The sequence below is a fragment of the Streptomyces sp. NPDC045956 genome, from assembly GCF_056430705.1.
Window position 1 is genome coordinate 124,112 of sequence record NZ_JBWKKZ010000011.1, and the last position, 21,473, is coordinate 145,584.

Consider the following 21,473-nt stretch of genomic DNA (forward strand, 5'->3'; position numbering starts at 1 on the left):
GGGACTAGCGTCCAGGTCATGAGCAGCTCGACCAGCGGCGTCGTCAACGGTGGCATCTCCTTCTGGTACGCGGACGACGGACTCCCGGCCGCGGCCCGCGAGCCCCTGGCCGGCGACGCGTCGGCGGACGTGGTGATCGTGGGAGGCGGCTACACCGGCCTGTGGACGGCCTACTACCTCAAGCGGGCCGCGCCCTCCCTGCGGATCACCGTCCTGGAGCAGAAGTTCTGCGGCTACGGCGCCTCCGGCCGCAACGGCGGCTGGCTCTACAACGGCATCGCGGGCCGCGACCGGTACGCGAGGCTGCACGGCCACGAGGCGGCGGCGCGGCTGCAACGGGCGATGAACGACACCGTCGACGAGGTCATCCGGGTCGCCGCGGCCGAGGGCATCGACGCCGGCATACACAAGGGCGGGGTGCTCGAAGTGGCGTGCACCCCCGCCCAGGCGGCCCGGCTGAGGGCGTTCCACGAGGCCGAGGTGGCGTTCGGCGAGCAGGACCGGGAGCTGTACGGCGCCCGGGAGACCGCCGAGCGGATCAGGGTCGCGGACGCCGTCGCCTCGACCTGGACACCGCACGGGGCCCGGCTGCACCCGGTCAAGCTGGTGAAGGGACTCGCGGCGGCCGTCGAGCGTCTCGGCGTGACGATCCACGAGTCGACGCCGGTGACGGAGATCCGGCCCCGGAACGCGGTCACCCCGTACGGCACCGTCCGCGCGCCCCACGTGCTGCGCTGCACCGAGGGCTTCACCGCCTCCCTCAAGGGCCAGCGGCGGACCTGGCTGCCCATGAACTCGTCGATGATCGCCACCGAGCCGCTGACCGACCGGCAGTGGGAGGCGGTCGGCTGGGCGGGCCGCGAGACCCTCGGCGACATGGCGCACGCCTACATGTACGCCCAGCGCACCGCCGACGGCCGGATCGCGCTCGGCGGACGCGGGGTGCCGTACCGCTTCGGCTCCCGCACCGACAACGACGGCACCACCGGGGCGGCGACCGTCGAGGCGCTGCGGGAGATCCTGGTCCGCTTCTTCCCCGCCCTGGCCGGAGTGCGGATCGAGCACGCCTGGTCGGGGGTGCTGGGCGTGCCCCGCGACTGGTGCGCGACCGTCACCCTGGACCGTTCGACGGGCCTCGGCTGGGCCGGCGGCTACGTCGGCTCCGGCGTCGCCACCGCCCACCTCGCCGCCCGCACCCTGTGCGACCTGGTCCAGCGGGACTCGGGCCGGGGCGGCCGCACCGACCTCACCGACCTGCCCTGGGTCGGCCACCGGGTACGCCGCTGGGAACCGGAGCCGCTGCGCTGGCTCGGCGTCCAGGGCCTGTACGCCGTCTACCGCGAGGCGGACCGGCGTGAACGCGCTTCCCACCGCGCCGGCTCCTCCCGGCTGGCCCGCCTCGCGGACCGCGTCTCGGGCCGCGCCTGACCCCCGGCCGCGCCCCCCGGTTCCTGGGCCCCGGTTCCCGGGCCCTCCGGGCCCCGGTTCCTAGGCCACCGGTTCCGGTACCGGCCGGTCGGCCGGGGTGTCGCGTCCCGGGGCCCTGGCGGTCACCATCAGGCCCGCGATCAGGCCCGCCAGCAGCATGATGCCGGCGGCCACCCAGATGGCGACCGTGTAGCCGTGCACGATGCCCGCCCGCTCCACCTCCGCCCGCTGGGAGGCGTCGGCGAGGTGGGAGGCGACGTAGGACGCGCCGGTGCTGGTCGCGATCGTGTTCAGCAGCGCCGTGCCGATCGAGCCGCCCACCTGCTGCGAGGTGTTGACCGTCGCCGAGGTCACGCCGGAGTCCCGCGGGGCGACGCCGGCGGTGGCGGTGGAGAAGACGGGCATGAAGGTCAGGCCCATGCCGAGCCCCATCAGCAGCAGCGCGGGCAGGATCGCGGAGGCGTACTCCGAGTGCACGGTCATCCGGGTGAGGATCACCATGCCGCTGGAGGCGAGGAGCATGCCGGGGACCATCAGCATCCGGGGGCCCACCCGGCGCAGCAGCCGGGCCGAGATCTGGGTGGAGCCGACGAGGATCGCGGCGGTCATCGGCAGGAACGCCAGGCCGGTCCGGAGCGGGGAGTAGCCGAGGATCTCCTGGAGGTAGTAGGTCATGAACAGGAACATCCCGAACATGCCGACCACGGCCAGCATCATCGTCAGGAAGCAGCCGGCGCGGTTGCGGTCGCGGATGACGTGCAGGGGCAGCAGCGGGTTCGGGGCGCGGGTCTGCCACCACACGAAGACGACCAGGAGCACGACGCCCGCGGCGAAGAGCCCCAGCACCAGCGGGTCGGTCCAGCCGCGGGGCTGGGCCTCGCTGAAGCCGTAGACCAGGGCGACCAGGCCGCCGCAGCCCATCAGTACGCCGGGGACGTCGAGCCGGGCGCCGGTGCGCGCGGGGCGGTCGTGCAGCAGCAGGTACGCGCCGATCACGGCGGCGACGGCGATGGGGACGTTGACGTACAGGCACCAGCGCCAGTTCAGGTACTCGGTGAGCACCCCGCCGACGATGAACCCGACGGCGGCGCCGCTGGCGGCCAGCGTGCCGTAGATGCCGAAGGCCTTCCCGCGCTCCTTGGGTTCGGTGAACGTCGTCGCCAGCAGCGACAGCGCGGACGGCGCGAGGAGGGCCGCGAACACGCCCTGGAGGGCCCGCGCGCCGAACAGCATCGCCGGGGTGGTCGCGGCGCCGCCGAGCGCCGAGGCGGCGGCGAAGCCGATCAGCCCGATGACGAAGGTGCGTTTGCGGCCCACCAGGTCCGCCACCCGGCCGCCGAGCAGCAGCAGGCCGCCGAAGGCGAGGGTGTAGGCCGTGATCACCCACTGCCGGTTGCCGTCGGACATGTCCAGGTCGCGCTGGGCCGAGGGCAGCGCGATGTTCACGATGGTCGCGTCGAGGACGACCATCAGCTGTGCCAGGGCGATCACGACCAACCCCCACCAACGGCGGGGGTCGGAATGCGTGGGCGCGGCCGGCTCACCTGTCCGAGGGCCACTCATCTGGCCAGAAGACCATGAATCGGGGCATACCGCATCCCGTTGGGACGGGGCCGCCCGGCGGCCCGTGGACCGGGATGTCAGTGGCGGGGTGCAGCATGGGGGCCATGGCGAGGAGAGCGGTGGGCGGCGGCGGTACGGCGAAGGTACGGGCGGCGCGCCGCCCCGAGCTGCGGCTGCCGCCGCTGGAGCCGTACGGCGGCGGCGGGCTGGAGGCGGACGGGGACTACGACGGGCTGGAGTTCCGGGACCGCGACCTCGCCGGGCAGGACGGCGCGGGCGCCCGCTTCATGGACTGCGCGCTGACCGGGTGCGCGCTGGACGAGACGTCCCTGACCCGGGCCCGGGTGCTCGACTCGGTCCTCACCGGCGTCCGGGGCGTCGGTACGCGGCTGTCCGAGGCGACGCTGCGCGACGTCGAGCTGGTCGACGCCCGCCTGGGCGGCACCCAGCTGCACGGTGCCGTGCTGGAGCGGGTCCTGGTCCGCGGCGGCAAGATCGACTATCTGAACCTGCGCCGGTCCCGGCTCAAGGACGTCGTCTTCGAGGGCTGCGTCCTGGTGGAGCCGGACTTCGGGGGCGCCCGCCTGGAGCGGGTCGCGTTCGTGGACTGCGCCCTCAAGGGGGCGGACTTCAGCGCGGCGGTCCTCACCGACGTCGACCTGCGCGGCGCGTCCCCGCTGGAGCTGAGCCGGGGCGTGGACCGGCTCTCGGGCTCGGTGATCAGCCCCGCCCAGCTCCTGGACCTGGCGCCGGTGCTGGCGGCGGAGCTGGGCGTGCGGGTGCTCGCGGAGGAGTAGGGGCGCCACCGGGGCCGCCCGCCGCCCGCTCCCCGGCCGTCAGGAGACCCGCGGGAAGCGGGCCTGGAGGGTCCAGATCGCCGGGTTCTCCGCCAGGTCGTCGTGCAGGTCGACGAGGTCCGCGAGCAGGTCGTGCAGGAAGTCCCGCGCCTCCCGGCGCAGCTCCGCGTGGGAGAAGGACAGCGGCGGCTCGGTCGCCGGCAGCCACTCCGCCTCGATGTCGACCCACCCGAAGCGGCGCTCGAAGAGCAGGCGGTCGGTGGACTCGGTGAAGTCCAGCTCCGCCCGCTGCGGCCGGGCCGCCCGGGAGCCCGCCGGGTCCCGGTCGACGCGCTCCACGATGTCGCACAGCGCCCAGGCGAAGTCGAGCACCGGCACCCATCCCCAGGCTGTGGACAGCTCCCGGTCCGCCTCGGTGTCCGCGAGGTACACGTCCCCGCAGAACAGGTCGTGCCGCAGGGCGCGCACGTCCGCCCGGCGGTAGTCCGTCTGCGGCGGGTCGGGGAAGCGGTTGGAGAGGGCGTAGCCGATGTCGAGCACGCTGGTGATGGTGTCACGGCGGCCGGGCAGGGTGCCGCCGCGGGCCGGTCCGGCCGCCCGGGCGTCGGATAGGTTGCCCCCGTGATCCTCAGCCGCCTCCCCCTCACCCCCGACCGGGACATCCCGGGCCCGCTGCTCACCGAGCTGACCGCCCTGTACGCCTCCCACCGCGCCTTCCACGCGCTGAGCGGCGACTTCCCCGACCCGGACGACATCCGTCCGGAGCAGGTGGCGGCGGCGCTGGCCGAGGAGCTGGCGCGGCCGGACGCCGAGGTGCTGCTCGCCCGGGACGCGGGCCGGCTGGTGGGGTGCGCGGTCACGCTGGCCCGGCATCCCGACCCGGCCGACCCGGACCCGTGGATCGGGCTGCTGATGGTGGACGCGGGCCTGCGCCGGCAGGGGTACGGCCGACGGCTGGCCTCCCTCGTCGAGGACCGCTTCCGCGCCGACGGCCGCACCGCCGTCCGGCTGGCCGTCCTGGACGGCCACACCGACGCGCTCGCCTTCTGGACCGCCCTCGGCTACACGGTCGTCGACCACCGCCCGGACCTGCGCCGCAGCCGTCCCTGCGCGGTGCTGCGCAAACCACTGGACGGGGTGCGTGAACCGTTGGGCGGTGTGCGCGAACCGCTGGACGGACCCCGCGAACCGTTGGAGGGGCCGCGCGAACCGCTCGACGGGCCGGCCCGCACCCCGCGCCGCGCCGCCCGCGTGGCGGTGCTCGACCCCGACGGCGCGGTGTTCCTCTTCCGGTACGACAACGTCGAGGTCGGCGTGCACTGGGCGATGCCCGGCGGCGGCCTGGAGGCGGGCGAGGGTCCGCGCGAGGGCGCCCTGCGCGAGCTGCGCGAGGAGACCGGCTGGACCGACCTGGAACCCGGCCCGCTGCTCTGCACCTGGGAACACGACTTCACCCACCTGAGCGTCGGCCCCGTCCGCCAGCACGAGCACGTCTACGTCGCCCGCGGCCCGCGCCGCGAACCCACCGGCCCCGGTCTCGCCGCCGCCCACGCCGCGGACGGCATCCACACCTGGCGCTGGTGGACCCGGAAGGAACTCGCCGGGGTCCCCGAGCCGCTCTGGCCCCCGGACCTGGCCCGGCTGCTCGACGCGTTCGACCGCTCGGGCGCGTCCGGGGACTGAGGCGGCCGACCGGGAGGAGGGGCCCCACGGTTCAGGGGACGTCCGGCCTGCCGTCCCCGTACAGCCAGTCCTCCCAGATCTCCGTGAAGTCCTCGTCCGGCGCCGACTTCTCCACGTACGCCGTGAAGTCCGCGGTGTCCGCGTTGCCGTGGCGGTGGGCGGCGGCCCAGCCCCGCAGCAGGGCCGGGAAGGCGTCGTCGCCGACCGCCTCGCGGATCTTGTGCAGCACCATCGCGCCGCGCTGGTAGACGGGGCTCGCGGAGATGTGCTCGGCGTCGGGCGGGTCCGCGGGCGGGAAGGCCCAGACCGAGTCGTTCGCGTCCTGGTCGGGGTAGTAGGAACCCTCGTAGAGCGCGTCGAAGGTCTCCTGCGCGGTGTCGCCGCCCTCGTCCTCCTCCCACAGCCACTCGGCGTAGGTGGCGAAACCCTCGTTGAGCCACATGTCCCGCCAGCTCTTCGGACTGACGGAGTTCCCGTACCACTGGTGGGCCAGTTCGTGGACGAGCAGGACGGTGTCGGGGGCGCCCGGGAAGTAGGGGCGGTTCTGGGTCTCCAGGGCGTACCCGGCGTCCTCCACGCGGTCCACGATCGCGCCGGTGGAGGAGAAGGGGTACGGGCCGAAGTTCTTCCGCGCCCACGCCATGACCTCGGGGATCCGCCCCAGCACCTCGCGGCTCGCGTCGGCCTGCTGCGGGTCGACCGCCGTGTACACCGGCAGGCCGTCGTCCGTGGTGGAACGGGCGGTCTCCCAGTCGCCGACGGCGACCGTGACGACGTGGCTCGACATCGGCTCGGCGGAGTGCCAGGTGGACGTCGTACGGCCGTCACGCGTCGTCTCGCTGGTCAGCTCGCCGTTGGAGACCACCCCGAAGCCTTCCGGAACGGTCACCGCGAGGTCGTACGCGGCCTTGTCGGAGGGGTGGTGGCTGCCCGGGAACCAGGCCATCGAACCCGTCGGCTGACCGAGCGCGACGGCGCCGTCCTCGGTGGGCAGCCAGCCCTCCTCGGAGCCGTCGGGATCGGTGATCGTCACGGGCTCGCCCGAGTAGCGGACGGTCACCCGGAACGTCTCCCCGTCGCGCAGCTCGTCCGCCGGGCGCACGGTCAGTTCCTGCCCGGCCCGGTTGAAGCGGGCGGCCCGGCCCTCGACGGCGACCTTCTCGACGTCCAGGCCCTTGAGGTCCAGGTGGAAGGCCGACAGGTCCTGGGTCGCGCGGGCGGTGATCGTCGCGGTGCCGTCGAGGTGCTCGGCGTCCGGGTCGTAGGCCAGGGCCAGGTCGTAGTGGCCGACGTCGTAGCCGCTGTTGCCCGCTTTCGGGAAGTAGGGGTCGCGCACGCCGGAGCCACCGGGAGTGCCCTCGACCGAGCCGCCACCGCTGCACGCCGCGAGGGCGGTGACGGTGGCGGCGGCGACGAGCAGACGGGTGGTGCGCACGCCGTGATCCTATGGGGCGTTTCACGTGAAACGCCCGTTGGGCCCGGCTGTCGACCCTGCCGCCGGCTCGGCAGCCGGAGCCGGGGGCAGGGGGTGTGCGGGCCCCGCTGTGTCTAGTTCAGGGCCGCCGCGCCCGCCTGCGCGAACTTCTCGTCCAGGGCGCCGGACGGCGCACCCGCCACGCCGATGCCGGCGATCGGCGCCTTGTCCGCGGTGACCGGGACGCCACCGCCCAGGAACAGCGTGCCCGGGATGTCCTTCAGGTTCGGCGTGTTCTCCAGGCGGCCCTCCAGCTCGCTGGTCGGGGCGTTCCAGGAGACGGCGGTGAACGCCTTCTTCTCGGCCGACTCGTACGACTGCGGGCCGGCGCCGTCACCGCGCATGGTCAGGAGCGTGTTGCCGTTGCGGTCGACGACCGCGACCGTGATCCGCTGGCCCTCCTTCTTGGCGGCCCGCAGCGCGGCCTGCGCCGCCTCGGTCGCGGCGTCGATCGTCAGGTGGGTGGAGGTGGTGGTGTCGCGCTTGCCGGCCGCGGCGGCGGGAGCGGCGGCCACGGCCGCGTCACGGGCGGCGTCCGGCGCGGAGGCGTTGGCCGCGACGGTGCCGAAGGTGCCGGCCGCTACGGCGGCGAGGACGGCGCTGCCGGTGGCGATGCGGGCGCGTCGCGAGAGCGTCTTCTTCATGGTGGTCTGCTCCTGGTGTCGGGTGGGTCGGGGCCACGGGCGGCCGGAGCCGGCCGGGACGGAGGGCCCGGTACGGAGGGCGCCGGTTCGGACGGGGACCGGTCGGGGCGGAGGGTGCCGGAGGGTGCCGGGCCGAGGTGGTCGGGCCGGACCGTCTCCTTCCGCCGCTTTCCACCCTCCGCCCCGCACCGCGGGAGCACGGTCGCCGGTCCGGCTCCTCCCGGGCGACGGAACGGGCGAGGGCGGGGTCGTCCGATCGGTTGACCCGGGGACCCCCCGCAGAGGGCACCATGGGAGTGTTCGCGCAGCTCAGCGGTCACCTACGGCACGTTGGGGAGAGAGGACCGGAAGGAGGGGCGCGGGATGACCAAGCCGTACGACCCGGACACCCGGTGGCTCGGCGCCGTGATGCACGCGGCGTTCCTCCTGCTGCTCGGCGGCGCGCTGGCCCGCTTCCTGCTGCGCCACCCCGGCGAGCCCCGTACCCCGTGGGTCCTCGCCCTGTCCCTGGCCCTCGCGGTGCTGCACCTGCTCGGGCCCGCGCTGAGCGGCCCGACCCCGCGACCGACCCCGCGGCGCCTGGTCTGGCTGGGCGTGGTGGTGGCGGTCTGGATGGTGCTCGTCGTCCTCGCGCCGAGCTTCTCCTGGTGCGCGGTGCCCCTCTTCTACACCGGTCTGCGCACCCTCCCGGCCCGGGCGGCGCTGGTCCTGGTGACCGTCCTGACGGTGTTCGTCGTGGCCGCCCAGCTCCGGCTCGCCGGGCGTTTCGACCCGAACCTGCTGCTCGCGCCGCCCGCCGTCGCCGCCATCGCCGCGGCCGTGTTCCTGCACACCGAGCGGCAGACGGCCCGGCAGCGCGCCCTGATCGACGACCTGATCCGCACCCGCCGCGAACTCGCCGCCTCGGAGCGCCGCGAGGGCACCCTCGCCGAACGCCAGCGGCTGTCCATGGAGATCCACGACACCCTCGCCCAGGGGCTGTCCAGCCAGCGGATGCTGCTCCAGGCGGCCGAGCGGGTCTGGGAGACCGATCCGGGCAAGGCCCGCACCCACGTCCGGGGCGCCGCCGGCGTCGCCGAGCACAACCTGGCCGAGGCCCGCCGCTTCGTCCACGATCTCGCCCCGGCCGACCTCGCCCGCGGCGGCGGCCTGGAGGCGGCGCTGCGCACCCTGGCCGCGCGGGAGTCCGGCGACCACCTCACCGTCCGCGTCCACGTCGACGGCGGCACCCGCCTCCCCCCGCTGCCCGACCGCGTCCAGTCGGCCCTGCTGCGCATCGCCCAGGGCGCCCTGGCCAACGTCCGGGAACACGCGGGCGCCTCCACCGCGGCGCTGACCCTCACCCTCCTCGACGACCAGGCCGTCCTGGACGTCACCGACGACGGGCACGGGTTCGACCCGGCCGCCCTGCCCGAGGCCCCCGCCGGGGTGCGCGGCCACGGGCTGCCCGCGATGCACGCCAGGCTGCGCCAGCTCGGCGGCAGGCTCACCGTCGAGTCCGCCCCCGGCGAGGGCACCGCCCTGTCCGCCGCCGTCCCCCTGGAAACGCCCCGGACCGACCCCGCCGACCCGCAGGAGACACCCCGATGACCGACCCGGCCGGCCCCGGCCTCGCCCCGTCCCCCGTGCGCATCCTGGTCTGCGACGACCACGTCGTCGTACGGGCCGGGCTGCTCGCCCTGCTCGACAGCGCCCCCGGCATCGAGGTGGTCGGCGAGGCGGGCACCGGCGAGGAGGCCCTCGCGCTCGCCGCGCGGCTGGCCCCCGACGTGGTGCTGATGGACCTTCAGCTCGGCGAGGGCATCGACGGCGTGGAGACCACCCGCCGTCTCACGGCCGGCCCGGGAACGGCCCCGCACGTGCTGGTCCTGACCACGTACGACACCGACGCCGACATCACCCGCGCCATCGAGGCGGGCGCGACCGGGTACCTGCTCAAGGCCGAACGCCCCGAGGAGCTGTTCGCCGCCATCCACGCCGCCGCCCAGGGCCGCACGTCCCTGTCCGGGCCCGTCGCCAGCCGGGTCATGGCCAACCTGCGCAGTCCCCGCCCCTCGCTCACCGACCGCGAGCGCGACATCCTCGCCCAGCTCGCCACCGGCCTCGGCAACCGGGAGATCGCCCGGGCCCTGTTCATCAGCGAGGCCACGGTCAAGACCCATCTGCGCCGCGTCTACGACAAGCTGGGCGTCGAGACCCGCGCGGGCGCGGTCGCCGTGGCCAAGGAGCGGCGCCTGCTGCCCTGACACCCCGCCCGTGAGGCGCCGTCCCGCCACCGGGAACGCCGAAGGCCCCCCGGGCGCACGACCGGGGGGCCTTCGTACGGAACGGACGGGCGAGTGGACGTCAGACGTTCACGCCGAAGTCCTGGGCGATGCCCACCAGGCCCGAGGCGTAGCCCTGGCCGACGGCGCGGAACTTCCACTCGGCGCCGTTGCGGTACAGCTCGCCGAAGACCATGGCGGTCTCGGTGGCCGCGTCCTCGGACAGGTCGTAGCGCGCGATCTCGGCGCCGCCGGCCTGGTTGACGATGCGGATGTAGGCGTTGCGCACCTGGCCGAAGTTCTGCGAGCGGTTCTCCGCGTCGTAGATCGACACCGGGAAGACGATCTTCTCGATGTCGGCCGGCAGACCGGCGAGGTTGACGTTGATCGCCTCGTCGTCGCCCGCGCCCTCACCGGTGCGGTTGTCACCGGTGTGGACGATGGTGTTGTCCGGCGTCTGCTTGTTGTTGAAGAACACGAAGTGGGCGTCGGAGTAGACCTTGCCCTGCGTGTTGACCGCGATCGCGGAGGCGTCGAGGTCGAAGTCGGTACCGGTGGTGGTGCGGACGTCCCAGCCGAGGCCCACGGTGACGTCGGTCAGGCCCGGTGCCTCCTTGGTGAGCGAGACGTTGCCACCCTTGGACAGGCTTACAGCCATTGTTGGGAGTCCCTTCCCTCGTTTACGTACGGCAAGAAAGCTACAGCTACCCCCATGAACGACGAGAGGGGTGCGCAAGGTTCCTGCTCTCTTTACTTTCTTTACCGAGTGACCGGGCCGAGGATATTCGGGTGACGTGGACCGCACGGGGACGGGAACATGGACGGCATGTCCGGTCCCCATGTCATCCGCGGCTCCGTCTCCCTGCCCGAGGCCGAGCTGGTCTGGCGTTTCTCGCGCTCCTCGGGACCCGGCGGGCAGCACGTGAACACCACGGACACGGCGGTGGAGCTCCGCTTCGACCTGGCGCGCACCGAGGCGCTGCCCGAGGTGTGGAAGCGGCGGGCGCTGGAGCGGCTGGCCGACCGCCTGGCCGACGGCGTCGTCACCGTCCGCGCCTCCGAGCACCGCTCCCAGTGGCGCAACCGCGAGACCGCCGCGGTCCGCCTGGCCGCCCTCCTCGCCGAGGCCACCGCGCCCCCGCCCAAGCCGCGCAGACCGACCCGCATCCCCCGCGGCATCAACGAGCGCCGGCTGCGGGAGAAGAAGCAGCGCTCCCAGACCAAGCAGGGCCGCTCCGCGCGGGGCTGGGACTGACCGGCGCGGGGCGCCCGCCGCGGCTGTCCGCGGGTCCGTCGTGGCGGGTCGCGCAGTTCCCCGCGCCCCTGCCGGGGCGTGCTCCGTGCCGGGCGGCGGTGCTCAGCCGAGGCTCAGCACGCCCACCGTCTCCCCCTCGCTCGTCTCCCCGTCGGGGGTGAAGCCGAGGCCCAGGTAGAAGCCCTCCGGGCCGTGCGGACCGGTGTGCCACGTCACGTAGCACTCCCGGCCGCCGCGCCGGCGGACCTCCGCGGCCACCGACGCCACGGCGAAGCGCCCGTAGCCCCGGCCCTGTTCCCCGGCCGCGATGTTCAGCCGCCACAGCCCGGACCGCCGGACACGGCCGTCCCCGTACCAGTCGATGTCCAGGAAGGCCATGAGGAAGCCGACCGGACGGTCCCCGTCCACGATCAGCCGCGGCCAGGCGACGCCGGCGTGCGCGTAGGCCTCCGCCAGGGACTTCACCACCGGCGAGACGGCGAACTCCTGCTCCGGGCGCACCCGGATGTCCAGGGCGGCCTCGATGTTCGCGGGAGTGATCTCCTCCAGGCGGAGCGTGCTCCTCGTCATGCGCGCACCCTAGGCGGGCGTCCCGCGCCGCACGAGCGATTTACCGATCACCCCCGAAGCACCGGTCACCCCGAAGCACCGGTCACCCGCAGCCCCGATCGCTCCCCGGCCCCGATCGCTCCCCAGCACCGATCACCCCAACTGCCGGTAGCGCCCCTTGAAGTACGCCAGCGGCCCCCCGTCCGCGCTCGGCAGTGAGGCGGTCAGCACCCGGCCGATCACCAGGGTGTGGTCCCCGGCCGCCACCCGCTGCTCGGTACGGCACTCCAGCGTGGCCAGGGCCCCGCCCACCAGCGGCACCCCGGTCGCCTCGCCGCGCCGGTAGGGGATGTCCGCGAAGAGCAGCCGGTCGCTGACGCGGCCCTTCATGGCGAACCGTCCGGCGATGTGGCGCTGGCTCTCGGAGAGCACGGAGACCCCCCACAGCGGCTGTTCGTCCAGCAGGTCGTCCATGCGGGAGCCCTCGCGCAGGCTCACGAGCACCAGCGGCGGGTCCAGCGACACCGACATGAAGGCGGTGGCCGTCATCCCGACGTCCTCGCCGCGCGGCGCCAGCGGGTCGTCGGGGTCCAGCGGCGGCTCCTGGGCGGTCACCAGGACCACACCCGAGGCCAGCCGGGACATGGCGGCACGGAACTCGTCGTTGCTCACCCCCTCAGCATGCCCGGCGACCGGTGACACCAGCGGTGACCGGGGGGACGTGAGGGGCGCGGGGGACGTGAGGGAGGGAGTGTTCGGCACCCCGCCACGCTAATCTCCGGGCCGTCGGCGCGGCATCGGGCCCCGGTCCGAACCGGGACCTAGGACCACGGAAGGAGAGTCCGCGGAGAACTCGGGGGAGACGTGCGCATACCTACAAACTTTGCGTTCAGTAAACGCACAGGGAAAACGCAGAAACCCCACTCAATTGTTCATCTTTCGCTGTGACTTGAGTCACAAGGAGCGGTAATTGTTGACCCTGTGTACCGAGTGGGGAGCGCGCTGTGATTCAGTGGCGGAGAACCTGCAAGGGCACCATCAGTGAAGGCGCCGAAGGGAACCCTTGATTCGCTGCGAGGTCTCGGGGGGAGGGCGAGCATGGAGACCGAGTCGGAGCCCTACGTCCGTCTTGCGTCCCTGCGGCAGCTGCACCAGGTCATGGCCGAGATGAACAAGGCCCGCAGCCTGGCGGACACCCTGCAGGCCGTCGCCGACGGCGTCGTCCAGGCCCTCGGGTACGAGCTGGCGTGCGTCAACCTGGTCCGACCCGACGGCGACCTCGTCGTCGCCGCCTTCTCCGGCAACCAGGCCGCCGAGGCGCTGATCACCGGCCGGGCGGGCTCCCGCGAGTCCTGGGACCGCCGCCTGAACATGGGCGAGCAGTGGGGCGACCTGATCTTCATACCCCACACCGAGGGCTGGATCCTCGACGACGACGACGTCCCGCAGTGGTACACCGACGGCCCCGCCCCCCGCTTCGAGGACGAGTGGCACCCCTCGGACCGCCTCTTCGCCCCGATGTACGCGCCCGGCCCGCAGGGCGGCGGCAACAGCGGCGAGCTGATCGGCGTCCTCTCCGTCGACCGGCCGCGCAACGGCCGCCGGCCCGGCGCCTGGGGACGCGAGGCTTTGCAGATGTACGCGTTCCAGGCCGCCATCGCGATCAGCAACGCCCGGCTCCGCTCCAACATGCAGCGCGCCCTGGTCCGCCTGGAGCGCGACCAGCAGGCCCTCAGGGCCAGCGAGGAAAGCTTCCGCCAGGCCTTCGAGTACGCCCCCTCCGGCATGGCCATCGCCGAGATGGGCGGTGACCAGCACGGCCGCATCCTCAGGACCAACGACGCGCTCTGCCGCCTGCTGGGCCGCCCTGCCTCCGCGATGCGCCGCTACGCCTTCTCCGACCTCGTCCACCCCGAGGACATCGGCACCCTGCTGCGGACCTCCGCCGAGGGCGGCCGGGCCGAGCTGCGCCTGGGCCGCCGCGACGGCACCTACGTCTGGGTCTCGCTGCGCAACAGCGTCGTCGCCGACGCCGCCGACGGGCCGCGCTTCCTGCTCACGCACGTCGAGGACATAGAGGAGCGCAAGCGCCGCGAGCTGCAACTCGCCCACCGCGCCTCCCACGACTCCCTCACCGGCCTGCCGAACTCCGCCGAGCTGCGCTCCCGCCTCTCCGCCCGGCTGTGCCGGCGCCCGCAGTCCTCGCACGCGGCCGTGGTCGACGCCATGGACGCGGCCTACGGCCACCCCGCCGTGACCGACTCCGGCGGCCACACCTTCGACTTCGGCGCGACGCCCGAGCCCTACGGCGCCTACGACCACCACGTGCACGCCGTCGCGCCCACGGACGGCCGGGACGACGGCACCAAGGGGCTCGCGGTCCTCTTCTGCGACCTGGACGGCTTCAAGTCGATCAACGACCGGTTCGGGCACAACGCCGGTGACGCCGTGCTCATCGAGGTCGCCCGCAGGCTCAGCGGCGGCGTCCGCGACGGCGACACGGTGGCCCGGCTCGGCGGCGACGAGTTCGTGATCCTCGCCAACGGGCTCGGCCTCGCCGACGCCCAGGACCTCGCCGTACGGCTGCGCAACGAGATCATCCAGCCGATCCGGGCCGAGGGACGGGCCGTGCGCGTGGGGGCCAGTTTCGGCATCGGATGGGCGCACTGCGGCATGACGGCGGACGAGGTGCTGAAGTCAGCTGACGAACGGATGTACGTCGAGAAACGATCTCGTCCCAAACAACATCGCCGAGCCGGATGAGCCCCAGGTCAGAGCGCTGATGCGGTCTGAGTCACCCGTTCGGGTCAGTAGGAGCGGGTAGGCTCGCCCTCTCACACCCATACCGCACACGCACCGCATCTGGTTAGGAGACCAAGGGATGACGCCCGGCAACAACGGCGCGAGCACGCCCGAGGACGACGACCCCTTCGGCTACCTCTACGCCGACGGGCAGGCCAACGGAGCCCAGCCGCCCTCCGGTGGCTACGGCTACCCGAACTCCGTCAACCGGGTGCGTCCCGTCGGCGCACGGCAGTACGGGGCACCGCAGGGCCAGGCCGCCCAGACCGCCGCCTACGGCCAGGCGGCCCCGCAGCAGGGTGCCTACGGACAGCACCAGGGCGGGCACGGCCAGCAGCAGGGCGCCTACGGCCGGTCGAACGCGCACTACGCCGCGCCGGAGACCTTCCCCGGCGGCGGTGCCCCCACCGCCCCGCAGCAGTCGGCGCACGGCGGGGGCGGACGCCGCGGTCCCAACACCAAGGGCCTGCTGATCGGCGCGGTCGCGGTCGTCGCCGCGGTCGTCATCGGCATCGCCGTGGCCATGACCAGCAGCGGCTCGGACGACGACAAGGGCGGCGAGGAGGCGGGCGGCGGCACGGCCCCCACCCAGTCCCAGACCACCGACCCGAGCCCGTCGTCGAGCGACGGCGCCGAGGAAGAGGCGGAGCTCCCGACGATCGACGCGAAGGCGCTGCGGCTGTCGCCCGGCGTGGCGACGGCGTCGGACATCGAGGGTGCGAAGTCCGACGGCGGCGTCTACGTCGCGGGCTTCAACCAGGTCGGCGCCAAGGTCACCTGGACCGTGGACGGCATCGAGAAGGCCGGCAGCTACCGGTTCAACGTGCGCTACGGCATTCCGGGCGTCGACGCCGACGCCACCCTGATGGTCAACGGCAAGGCCGATTCCCGCCCGATGAACATGAAGAACTTCGGCGGCACCCCCCAGGGCGACTGGGAGAAGGGCTGGCAGACCACCTGGGCGACCGTGAACCTGACCGAGGGCACCAACACGATCGAGCTCGCGTGCAATGCGGGCAACAAGTGCGACGTGGTCCTCGACCAGTTCTCGCTCACCACCGGCTGATCCTCCGGCCCGGAGGCCTCACGCCGCGCCGGCCTCCGCCGTCACCGCGACCCCGCGCCCGAGCAGCTCCTCGTACGCCCCCCGGTCGAACTCGCCCGCCACCGGTGAGAGAACCGTCGCCGCCGACAGGGCGACCGCGCGGGCCAGGCGGTCCGGCCAGGAGAGGTGCTCGACCAGGCCCGACAGCAGGCCCGCGACCGCAGAGTCGCCCGCGCCGGTCGGGTTGCCGCGGACGTGGGCGGGCGGGGCGGCGCGCCAGCGGCCCTCCGGGGTCACCGCGAGCAGCCCCTCCGCGCCCAGCGAGGCGACCACGGCACGGGCACCGCGCCGCCGGGCGGCCTGGGTGGCCCGCAGCGGTTCGTGGGAGCCGGTCAGCTCGGCCAGTTCGTCGGCGTTCGGCTTGATCAGGTCCGGGCGGGCGGCGACTCCCCGGCGCAGCGGTTCCCCGCTGGTGTCCAGCAGCACCGGCACGCCCGCCGCACGGGCGGTGCGCACCAGACCGGCGTAGGCGCCCACCGGGACGCCCGGGGGCAGGCTGCCGCACAGGGCGACGGCCGAGGCGGCGGCGACCAGGGGCCCGTACGCCTCCTGGAAGGCGTCCCACTCGGCGGGGGCGACGGCCGGGCCCGGTTCGTTGAGCTGGGTGGTGTCGCCGGTGCGCTCGTCGACGACGGCTATGGTGCGCCGGGTCGCCCCGGCGACGGGCACGAGCGCGTCGGTCACCCCGCGCACGCCGGTCAGCCCCGCGCGCACGACGTCCCCGGTGCCGCCGCCCGCGAAGCCGGTGACCGTCACCTCGTGGCCCAGGGCCGCCAGCACCCGGGCCACGTTCAGCCCCTTGCCGCCGGGGCGCTCCGTCACCGCGGTGACCCGGTGGGAGGCGTGCGGCCGCAGGCCCGGGACGCGGTAGGTGATGTCGAGAGCGGTGTTCAGCGTGACGGTGAGGATCACCCGGGCCGGCCTCCCCGATCGTCTGCGGCGTTCCGTGCGTCCCCGGCGACGTGCTCCGGGGGACACGATCATGCCAAACGGACGGCGGTGGGCCCAGCCCCCGGTTCGGCCATCGGGCGCCGGTCCGGGAGCGTACGGGGGGACGGATCAGCCCAGTTGGGGATCGACCGCCCACTCGCCCCGGCGCATCACGCCCACCAGGTCGAACGCGGCGTCCAGGACCACCAGGTCGGCGTCCTTGCCGGGCTCCAGGGAGCCGATCCGGTCGTCCATGCCGAGCAGCCGCGCCGGGTTGGCGGAGATCGCCGCGACGACGTCCTCGACGGGCAGCCCGTCCACCGTCACCGCCCGCTTGAAGGCGCGGTCCTGGGTGAGCGTGGAGCCCGCGATCGAGCCGCCCTCCACCAGCCGGGCCACGCCGTCCGCCACCTCGACCTCCAGCGGGCCGAGCAGGTAGCGGCCGTCGCCGAAGCCCGCGGCGTCCATCGCGTCGGTGATGAAGGCGACCCGGGCGGCGCCCGCGCGGTGGAAGGCCAGCCGCAGGGCGGCCGGGTGCAGGTGGGTGCCGTCGTTGATCAGCTCGACGGTGATCCGCTCGTCCTCCAGCAGCGCCGCGATCGGGCCGGGGGCGCGGTGGCCGAGCGGCGGCATCGCGTTGAACAGGTGCGTGGCGACCGTGGCGCCCGCGTCGATGGCCAGGAGCGTCTGCTCGTACGTCGCGTCGGTGTGCCCGACGGCCGCGATCACGCCGTGCTCCACGAGCAGCCGTACGGAGTCCAGTCCGCCCGGCAGCTCGGTGGCCAGCGTCATCATCCTCGCGTGCCCGTGCGCGGCGTCGACGAGCTTGCGGACCTCGGCCGGGTCGGGGTGGCGCAGCAGCTGCTCGTCGTGCGCGCCCTTGCGGCACGGGGAGATGAACGGCCCCTCGAAGTGGATGCCCGCGATGTCGCCCTGCTGGGCGAGTTCGGCGAGCATCCCGGCGTGCCGGGCGAGGAAGTCCAGGTCACCGGTGACGGCCGAGGCGACCACCGTGGTGGTGCCGTGCCGGCGGTGGGTGGCGACGCCCTTCAGGACGTCCTCGGCGGTGCCGCCGGCGAAGGACGCCCCGCCACCCCCGTGGTTGTGGAGGTCGACGAAGCCGGGGACCACCCAGTGGCCCGACAGGTCGACGACCTCGGCGTCGGCGGAGGCGGCGGAGGCGATCCGCGTGCCGTCGACGATCACGCGGCCGTCGTCCACGGTCCCGGTGGGCAGTACCACCCGGGCACCGGCGAGAACCTTGCTTGGGGCCATCAGGTGGTTACCTCCGGGGGAGTCGCGGTCGTCGGGGTGGTGCCGTTCGGATCGGTGCCGAGCAGGTCCCAGGCCATCAGCCCGGCACCCAGGCAGCCGGCGGTGTCCCCCAGCGCGGCGGGGACGATCTCCGGCAGCTTCTGGAAGGTGACGCGCCGCCCCACGGCCTCCCGCAGCGGTGTGAACAAGGTTTCCCCCGCCTCGGCCAGGCCGCCACCGATGATCAGGACGCGCGGGTCCAGCAGAGTGAGCGCGGTGACCAGCCCGTCGGCGAGCGCGTCCACGGCGTCCTGCCACACGGCGCGCGCGCGGCCGTCCCCCGAGGCGACGGCCTCGGCGCAGTCGGCGGCGTCCGCGCCCGGGTCGCCGCAGGCCTCGGCCCAAGCCTGGCTGACGGCCGACGCGGACGCGAACCGCTCCAGGCAGCCGCGCTGCCCGCACGGGCAGGGGGTACCGCCGGGGCGTACGACGACGTGGCCGATCTCGCCGGCGAAGCCGTGGGCCCCCGACTCGACCCGGCCGTCGATGCCGATGGCGCCCGCGATGCCGGTGCCCAGCGGCACGAACAGGAACCGGTCCGCGCCGCGGCCGGCGCCGATCCTCCCCTCGGCGAGCCCGCCGGTGCGCACGTCGTGGCCCAGGGCGACCGGGATGGAGCCGAGCCGTTCGCCGAGCAGCGCCCGCAGGGGCACGTCGCGCCAGCCCAGGTTGGCCGCGTAGACGGCGGTGCCGTGCTCCTCGTCGACGATGCCGGGGACGGCGACCCCCGCCGCGAGGGCGGGCTCGCCGAAGCGGTCGGCGCCGTGGGCGCGCAGTTCGGCGGCGAAGTCCAGGATGCCGGCGACCACCGCCTCGGGCCCGCGGTCGCGGCCGGTGGCCCGGCGGGCCTCGTGGAGCAGCTCGCCCCCCGGTCCCGCGAGGGCGGCCTTCATCCCGGTGCCGCCCACATCGAGGGCGATGACGTGTCTCACGGGGACAGTGTGGCCCGTCGACCCGGGAGAGGTCTAGTCCACTGCCGTGGTGTAGACCTTAATCCGTTAAACGGACAGGCGAACAAGCGGACAAGCGCGTGCGTGTGAACGGCGTACGTCGCCGGGGTTGGGGAATCAGGGTGCAGCGGCACAGGGCAGGAACGGTCGCGGCGGTGTCCGCGCTGGGCATGGTGGCGGTCCTCGGCGGCTGCGGGCTCACCGGCGACTCCGGCGAGGTGACGCTGAGGCTGGTCGCCGCCGACTACGGCGACAGCGAGGCCAACGGCTCGAAGGAGTACTGGGACGAGCTGGCCAAGGCCTACGAGGCCAAGCACCCCGACGTGACCGTAAACGTCACCGTCCACTCCTGGAACGACGTCGACCGCGAGGTCCGCGAGATGGTCGACGCCGGTGACGCGCCCGACCTGGCGCAGATCGGCGCCTACTCCGACTACGCCGACAAGGACCTGCTCTACCGGGCCGACGACGTGCTCTCCATCCCCGTCCAGGCCGACTTCGTCTCCCAGCTCGCCGGCGCGGGCCAGGTCAACGGCGTCCAGTACGGGCTGCCCTTCGCCGCCTCCACGCGCGTGCTCTTCTACAACAAGACCCTCTTCAGCGAGGCCGGCATCACCCCGCCCAAGAGCTGGGACGACCTCGCGGACGCCGCCGAGGCGCTGAAGGCGGAGGGCGTGAAGTACCCGTACGCGCTGCCGCTGGGCCCGGAGGAGGCGCAGGCCGAGACCATGCAGTGGATGCTCAGCGGCGGGGGCGGCTACACCGACGACGTCGGCACCTACTCCGTCGACTCGCCGCAGAACGTCACCACCTTCACCTGGCTCCGGGACGAACTGGTCGGCAAGGGCCTCACCGGCCCGGTCGCCCCCGGCAAGCTGAACCGCGCCGCCGCCTTCGCCGCCTTCGCGAACGGCGAGGTCGGCATGCTCAACGGCCACCCCTCGCTGATGAAGATGGCCTCCGACAAGGGCGTGAAGTACGGCATGGTGACCACCCCCGGCGCCGAGGGCGAGAGCCGGAACACGCTCGGCGTCACCGACTGGATGACCGCCTTCAAGGCGGGCGGCCACCAGGAGGAGATCGGCGACTTCCTCGACTTCGTCTACAGCGACGAGAACGTCCTGGACTTCTCCCGCCGCTACGACCTGCTGCCGGTGACCACCTCCGCCTCCCAGGTCATGAGCACCGCGGAGGAGGACAAGGCCCTGCGGCCGTTCCTGGACGAACTGCTGCTCTCGGAGCTGTACCCGGTCGGCAAGACCTCCTGGGCCTCGGTCAGCGCGGACGTCAAGAAGCTCATCGGCCAGGCGGTCGCCCCCGGCAACAGCCCCTCGGAGGTGCTCGGCCGGATCCAGACGACGGCGATGCGGGCGGGCAGCGCGGAGTAGCGGGGCTGTCGGTGGCGGGCGCTACGGTGCCGTACATGGACCTGGGACGGCTCGGACAGAGGGAGCGGAACATCCTCGCGCTGGAGCGCCGCGGCTTTCCCGGCCCCGGCGCGAAGGAGCGGGCGATCCGCGAGGAGCTGGGCCTGGCCCCGGTCCGCTACTACCAGCTCCTCAACGCCCTGCTGGACGACCCCCGCGCCCTGGCCGCCGACCCGGTGACGGTCAACCGCCTGCGCCGGGTGCGGGAGACGCGGCGCGGGGAGCGGTAGGCCACCGGCCGGACGCACGGGCCGGATGCGCGGGTCAGGCGTGCGGTGCGGGTCCGCGGGATAGGTTCGCGGTATGGGCAGCCACCAGGAATCCACCCGAGACGACTCGCCGGACCACCTGCCGACGCCCGCGACGGAGGCCGGACGTGCGGGGCTCGACGCCCTGCTCGCCCGCCCCGCCCGCGCGGTCGTCGCGCTCGACTTCGACGGCACCCTCGCGCCGATCGTGCCCGACCCCGACCGGGCCCGCGCCCACCCGGACGCCGTACCGGCGCTCGCGGCCCTCGCGCCGAAGGTCGCCTCCGTCGCGGTGATCACCGGCCGCCCGGCCGAGGTCGCCGTCCGCCACGGCGGCTTCGCGAACGCCCCCGGCCTGGAGCACCTCGTCGTCCTCGGCCACTACGGCGCCGAGCGCTGGGACGCCGCCACCGGCACCCTCACCGCACCCGAACCGCACCCCGGCGTCGCCGCCGTCCGCGCCGAACTGCCCGGGCTGCTGGAGCGGTCCGGCGCCGGACCGGGCACCTGGGTCGAGGAGAAGGGCCACGCCGTCGCCGTCCACACCCGCCGCGCCCCCGACCCGCAGGCGGCCTTCGACGCGCTGCGCGCTCCGCTCACCGGCCTGGCCGCCCGCCACGGCCTGATCGTCGAGCCGGGCCGCATGGTCCTGGAACTGCGCCCGCCCGGCATGGACAAGGGCGCCGCGCTGCGGGCGTACGCCCGGGACGTCGGCGCCGAGACCGTCGTCTACGCCGGCGACGACCTCGGCGACCTCCCCGCCTTCGCGGCCGTCGACACCCTGCGCGGGGAGGGCACCCCCGGCCTGCTGGTGTGCAGCGGCAGCGACGAGGTCCCCGACCTCAGGAAGCGCGCGGACGTGGTGGTGGACGGCCCGGCGGGGGTCGTACGGCTGCTGCGCGCCCTGGCGGACCGGCTGGCCTGAACCACGCCCGGGGAGAACCGGGAGCGGGGGGGGGGGGGGGGCCCCCCCCCCCCCCCCCCCCACCCCCCGCCCCCCCCAGAGCTCCATACCCCCCACCTCTCCCCTAACCCATACG

21 protein-coding genes are annotated in these 21,473 nt (G+C 74.1%); 11 read left to right on the forward strand and 10 right to left on the reverse strand.

The features are described from left to right. Positions 1-18: 18 nt before the first annotated feature. A complete protein-coding gene (locus AC07FV_RS26895; protein WP_479089837.1) occupies positions 19-1,428 on the forward strand; it encodes an NAD(P)/FAD-dependent oxidoreductase in 1,410 nt (469 codons plus the stop codon). Between the two features lie 60 nt (positions 1,429-1,488). Here AC07FV_RS26895 and AC07FV_RS26900 read toward each other — a convergent pair whose 3' ends face one another. Beyond that, positions 1,489-2,991, reverse strand: coding sequence for an MFS transporter (locus tag AC07FV_RS26900; protein ID WP_479089838.1), 1,503 nt, complete (start codon positions 2,989-2,991; stop codon positions 1,489-1,491). Positions 2,992-3,095: 104 nt separating this feature from the next. On the opposite strand from AC07FV_RS26900, the gene AC07FV_RS26905 reads away from it, so the two are divergent. Next, positions 3,096-3,788: a pentapeptide repeat-containing protein gene (locus tag AC07FV_RS26905; RefSeq protein ID WP_479089840.1), complete on the forward strand. Its 693-nt coding sequence runs from the start codon at positions 3,096-3,098 to the stop codon at positions 3,786-3,788. A gap of 39 nt (positions 3,789-3,827) precedes the next feature. Here the strand turns inward: AC07FV_RS26905 and AC07FV_RS26910 are convergent, their stop codons facing one another. Further along, positions 3,828-4,328, reverse strand: coding sequence for a hypothetical protein (locus AC07FV_RS26910; RefSeq protein WP_356608491.1), 501 nt, complete (start codon positions 4,326-4,328; stop codon positions 3,828-3,830). A gap of 81 nt (positions 4,329-4,409) precedes the next feature. Here AC07FV_RS26910 and AC07FV_RS26915 point away from each other — a divergent pair, with 81 nt between their 5' ends. Further along, entirely contained in the window at positions 4,410-5,471 is a 1,062-nt protein-coding gene (locus tag AC07FV_RS26915; RefSeq protein ID WP_479089841.1) for a bifunctional GNAT family N-acetyltransferase/NUDIX hydrolase, read from the forward strand. A 31-nt stretch (positions 5,472-5,502) separates the two neighbouring features. Here AC07FV_RS26915 and AC07FV_RS26920 read toward each other — a convergent pair whose 3' ends face one another. After that, on the reverse strand, positions 5,503-6,906 hold the full coding sequence (locus tag AC07FV_RS26920) for a M1 family metallopeptidase (protein ID WP_479089842.1): 1,404 nt from the start codon (positions 6,904-6,906) through the stop codon (positions 5,503-5,505). A 113-nt stretch (positions 6,907-7,019) separates the two neighbouring features. Then, positions 7,020-7,589 (reverse strand): GlcG/HbpS family heme-binding protein, encoded by a 570-nt coding sequence (locus AC07FV_RS26925; protein WP_479089843.1) that lies wholly within the window; start codon positions 7,587-7,589, stop codon positions 7,020-7,022. Between the two features lie 363 nt (positions 7,590-7,952). Between AC07FV_RS26925 and AC07FV_RS26930 the strand changes: the two genes are divergently transcribed. Then, positions 7,953-9,179, forward strand: a complete 1,227-nt coding sequence (locus AC07FV_RS26930; RefSeq protein WP_479089844.1) for a sensor histidine kinase — start codon at positions 7,953-7,955, stop codon at positions 9,177-9,179. Further along, the gene (locus AC07FV_RS26935) at positions 9,176-9,835 is read left to right on the forward strand and encodes a response regulator (RefSeq protein ID WP_479089846.1); all 660 of its coding nucleotides are present in this window, start codon (positions 9,176-9,178) and stop codon (positions 9,833-9,835) included. Before AC07FV_RS26930 ends, AC07FV_RS26935 begins: the two co-directional genes overlap by 4 nt. Before the next feature lie 100 nt (positions 9,836-9,935). On the opposite strand, the gene AC07FV_RS26940 is transcribed toward AC07FV_RS26935, so the two are convergent. Next, a complete protein-coding gene (locus AC07FV_RS26940; protein ID WP_053133088.1) occupies positions 9,936-10,511 on the reverse strand; it encodes a TerD family protein in 576 nt (191 codons plus the stop codon). Positions 10,512-10,670: 159 nt separating this feature from the next. Between AC07FV_RS26940 and arfB the strand changes: the two genes are divergently transcribed. Next, positions 10,671-11,108 (forward strand): alternative ribosome rescue aminoacyl-tRNA hydrolase ArfB, encoded by a 438-nt coding sequence (arfB, locus tag AC07FV_RS26945; protein WP_479089847.1) that lies wholly within the window; start codon positions 10,671-10,673, stop codon positions 11,106-11,108. Between the two features lie 102 nt (positions 11,109-11,210). Here arfB and AC07FV_RS26950 read toward each other — a convergent pair whose 3' ends face one another. Next, a complete protein-coding gene (locus AC07FV_RS26950; protein ID WP_479089848.1) occupies positions 11,211-11,678 on the reverse strand; it encodes a GNAT family N-acetyltransferase in 468 nt (155 codons plus the stop codon). Positions 11,679-11,810: 132 nt separating this feature from the next. Continuing rightward, positions 11,811-12,419 carry a flavin reductase family protein gene (locus tag AC07FV_RS26955; RefSeq protein WP_479089849.1) on the reverse strand — a complete coding sequence of 203 codons (609 nt, stop codon included), beginning with the start codon at positions 12,417-12,419 and terminating at the stop codon, positions 11,811-11,813. 336 nt (positions 12,420-12,755) lie between these two features. On the opposite strand from AC07FV_RS26955, the gene cdgB reads away from it, so the two are divergent. Further along, a complete protein-coding gene (cdgB, locus tag AC07FV_RS26960) occupies positions 12,756-14,420 on the forward strand; it encodes a diguanylate cyclase CdgB (protein WP_479089850.1) in 1,665 nt (554 codons plus the stop codon). Between the two features lie 118 nt (positions 14,421-14,538). Beyond that, the gene (locus tag AC07FV_RS26965) at positions 14,539-15,525 is read left to right on the forward strand and encodes a carbohydrate-binding protein (protein ID WP_479089851.1); all 987 of its coding nucleotides are present in this window, start codon (positions 14,539-14,541) and stop codon (positions 15,523-15,525) included. Between the two features lie 18 nt (positions 15,526-15,543). Here the strand turns inward: AC07FV_RS26965 and AC07FV_RS26970 are convergent, their stop codons facing one another. From AC07FV_RS26970 to AC07FV_RS26980, 3 genes are all read right to left on the reverse strand, one after another. Further along, the gene (locus tag AC07FV_RS26970; protein ID WP_479089852.1) at positions 15,544-16,476 is read right to left on the reverse strand and encodes a 1-phosphofructokinase family hexose kinase; all 933 of its coding nucleotides are present in this window, start codon (positions 16,474-16,476) and stop codon (positions 15,544-15,546) included. A 147-nt stretch (positions 16,477-16,623) separates the two neighbouring features. Then, entirely contained in the window at positions 16,624-17,769 is a 1,146-nt protein-coding gene (gene nagA / locus AC07FV_RS26975) for an N-acetylglucosamine-6-phosphate deacetylase (protein WP_479089854.1), read from the reverse strand. Continuing rightward, positions 17,769-18,740, reverse strand: a complete 972-nt coding sequence (locus AC07FV_RS26980; RefSeq protein WP_479089856.1) for an ROK family protein — start codon at positions 18,738-18,740, stop codon at positions 17,769-17,771. The genes nagA and AC07FV_RS26980 overlap by 1 nt, the downstream gene beginning before the upstream one ends. A 140-nt stretch (positions 18,741-18,880) precedes the next feature. Here AC07FV_RS26980 and AC07FV_RS26985 point away from each other — a divergent pair, with 140 nt between their 5' ends. The 3 genes from AC07FV_RS26985 (at position 18,881) to otsB (ending at position 21,358) form a co-directional block, all read left to right on the forward strand. After that, positions 18,881-20,146, forward strand: coding sequence for an ABC transporter substrate-binding protein (locus AC07FV_RS26985; RefSeq protein WP_479089858.1), 1,266 nt, complete (start codon positions 18,881-18,883; stop codon positions 20,144-20,146). Between the two features lie 35 nt (positions 20,147-20,181). Further along, complete coding sequence (locus AC07FV_RS26990) at positions 20,182-20,415, forward strand: DUF3263 domain-containing protein (RefSeq protein ID WP_356608463.1); 234 nt, start codon at positions 20,182-20,184, stop codon at positions 20,413-20,415. Positions 20,416-20,488: 73 nt separating this feature from the next. Continuing rightward, positions 20,489-21,358: a trehalose-phosphatase gene (gene otsB / locus AC07FV_RS26995; RefSeq protein WP_479089859.1), complete on the forward strand. Its 870-nt coding sequence runs from the start codon at positions 20,489-20,491 to the stop codon at positions 21,356-21,358. The last annotated feature ends 115 nt before the right edge of the window (positions 21,359-21,473 follow it).

What these genes read in the sequence shown, in the direction of transcription:
- AC07FV_RS26940 (WP_053133088.1), bottom strand. Translation starts at nt 10,511, where the DNA reads ATGGCTGTAAGCCTGTCCAAGGGTGGCAACGTCTCGCTCACCAAGGAG.
- arfB (WP_479089847.1), top strand. Translation starts at nt 10,671, where the DNA reads ATGGACGGCATGTCCGGTCCCCATGTCATCCGCGGCTCCGTCTCCCTG.
- AC07FV_RS26935 (WP_479089846.1), top strand. Translation starts at nt 9,176, where the DNA reads ATGACCGACCCGGCCGGCCCCGGCCTCGCCCCGTCCCCCGTGCGCATC.
- AC07FV_RS26930 (WP_479089844.1), top strand. Translation starts at nt 7,953, where the DNA reads ATGACCAAGCCGTACGACCCGGACACCCGGTGGCTCGGCGCCGTGATG.
- AC07FV_RS26990 (WP_356608463.1), top strand. Translation starts at nt 20,182, where the DNA reads ATGGACCTGGGACGGCTCGGACAGAGGGAGCGGAACATCCTCGCGCTG.
- otsB (WP_479089859.1), top strand. Translation starts at nt 20,489, where the DNA reads ATGGGCAGCCACCAGGAATCCACCCGAGACGACTCGCCGGACCACCTG.
- AC07FV_RS26925 (WP_479089843.1), bottom strand. Translation starts at nt 7,589, where the DNA reads ATGAAGAAGACGCTCTCGCGACGCGCCCGCATCGCCACCGGCAGCGCC.
- AC07FV_RS26965 (WP_479089851.1), top strand. Translation starts at nt 14,539, where the DNA reads ATGACGCCCGGCAACAACGGCGCGAGCACGCCCGAGGACGACGACCCC.
- AC07FV_RS26905 (WP_479089840.1), top strand. Translation starts at nt 3,096, where the DNA reads ATGGCGAGGAGAGCGGTGGGCGGCGGCGGTACGGCGAAGGTACGGGCG.
- AC07FV_RS26950 (WP_479089848.1), bottom strand. Translation starts at nt 11,678, where the DNA reads ATGACGAGGAGCACGCTCCGCCTGGAGGAGATCACTCCCGCGAACATC.
- cdgB (WP_479089850.1), top strand. Translation starts at nt 12,756, where the DNA reads ATGGAGACCGAGTCGGAGCCCTACGTCCGTCTTGCGTCCCTGCGGCAG.
- AC07FV_RS26900 (WP_479089838.1), bottom strand. Translation starts at nt 2,991, where the DNA reads ATGAGTGGCCCTCGGACAGGTGAGCCGGCCGCGCCCACGCATTCCGAC.
- nagA (WP_479089854.1), bottom strand. Translation starts at nt 17,769, where the DNA reads ATGGCCCCAAGCAAGGTTCTCGCCGGTGCCCGGGTGGTACTGCCCACC.
- AC07FV_RS26895 (WP_479089837.1), top strand. Translation starts at nt 19, where the DNA reads ATGAGCAGCTCGACCAGCGGCGTCGTCAACGGTGGCATCTCCTTCTGG.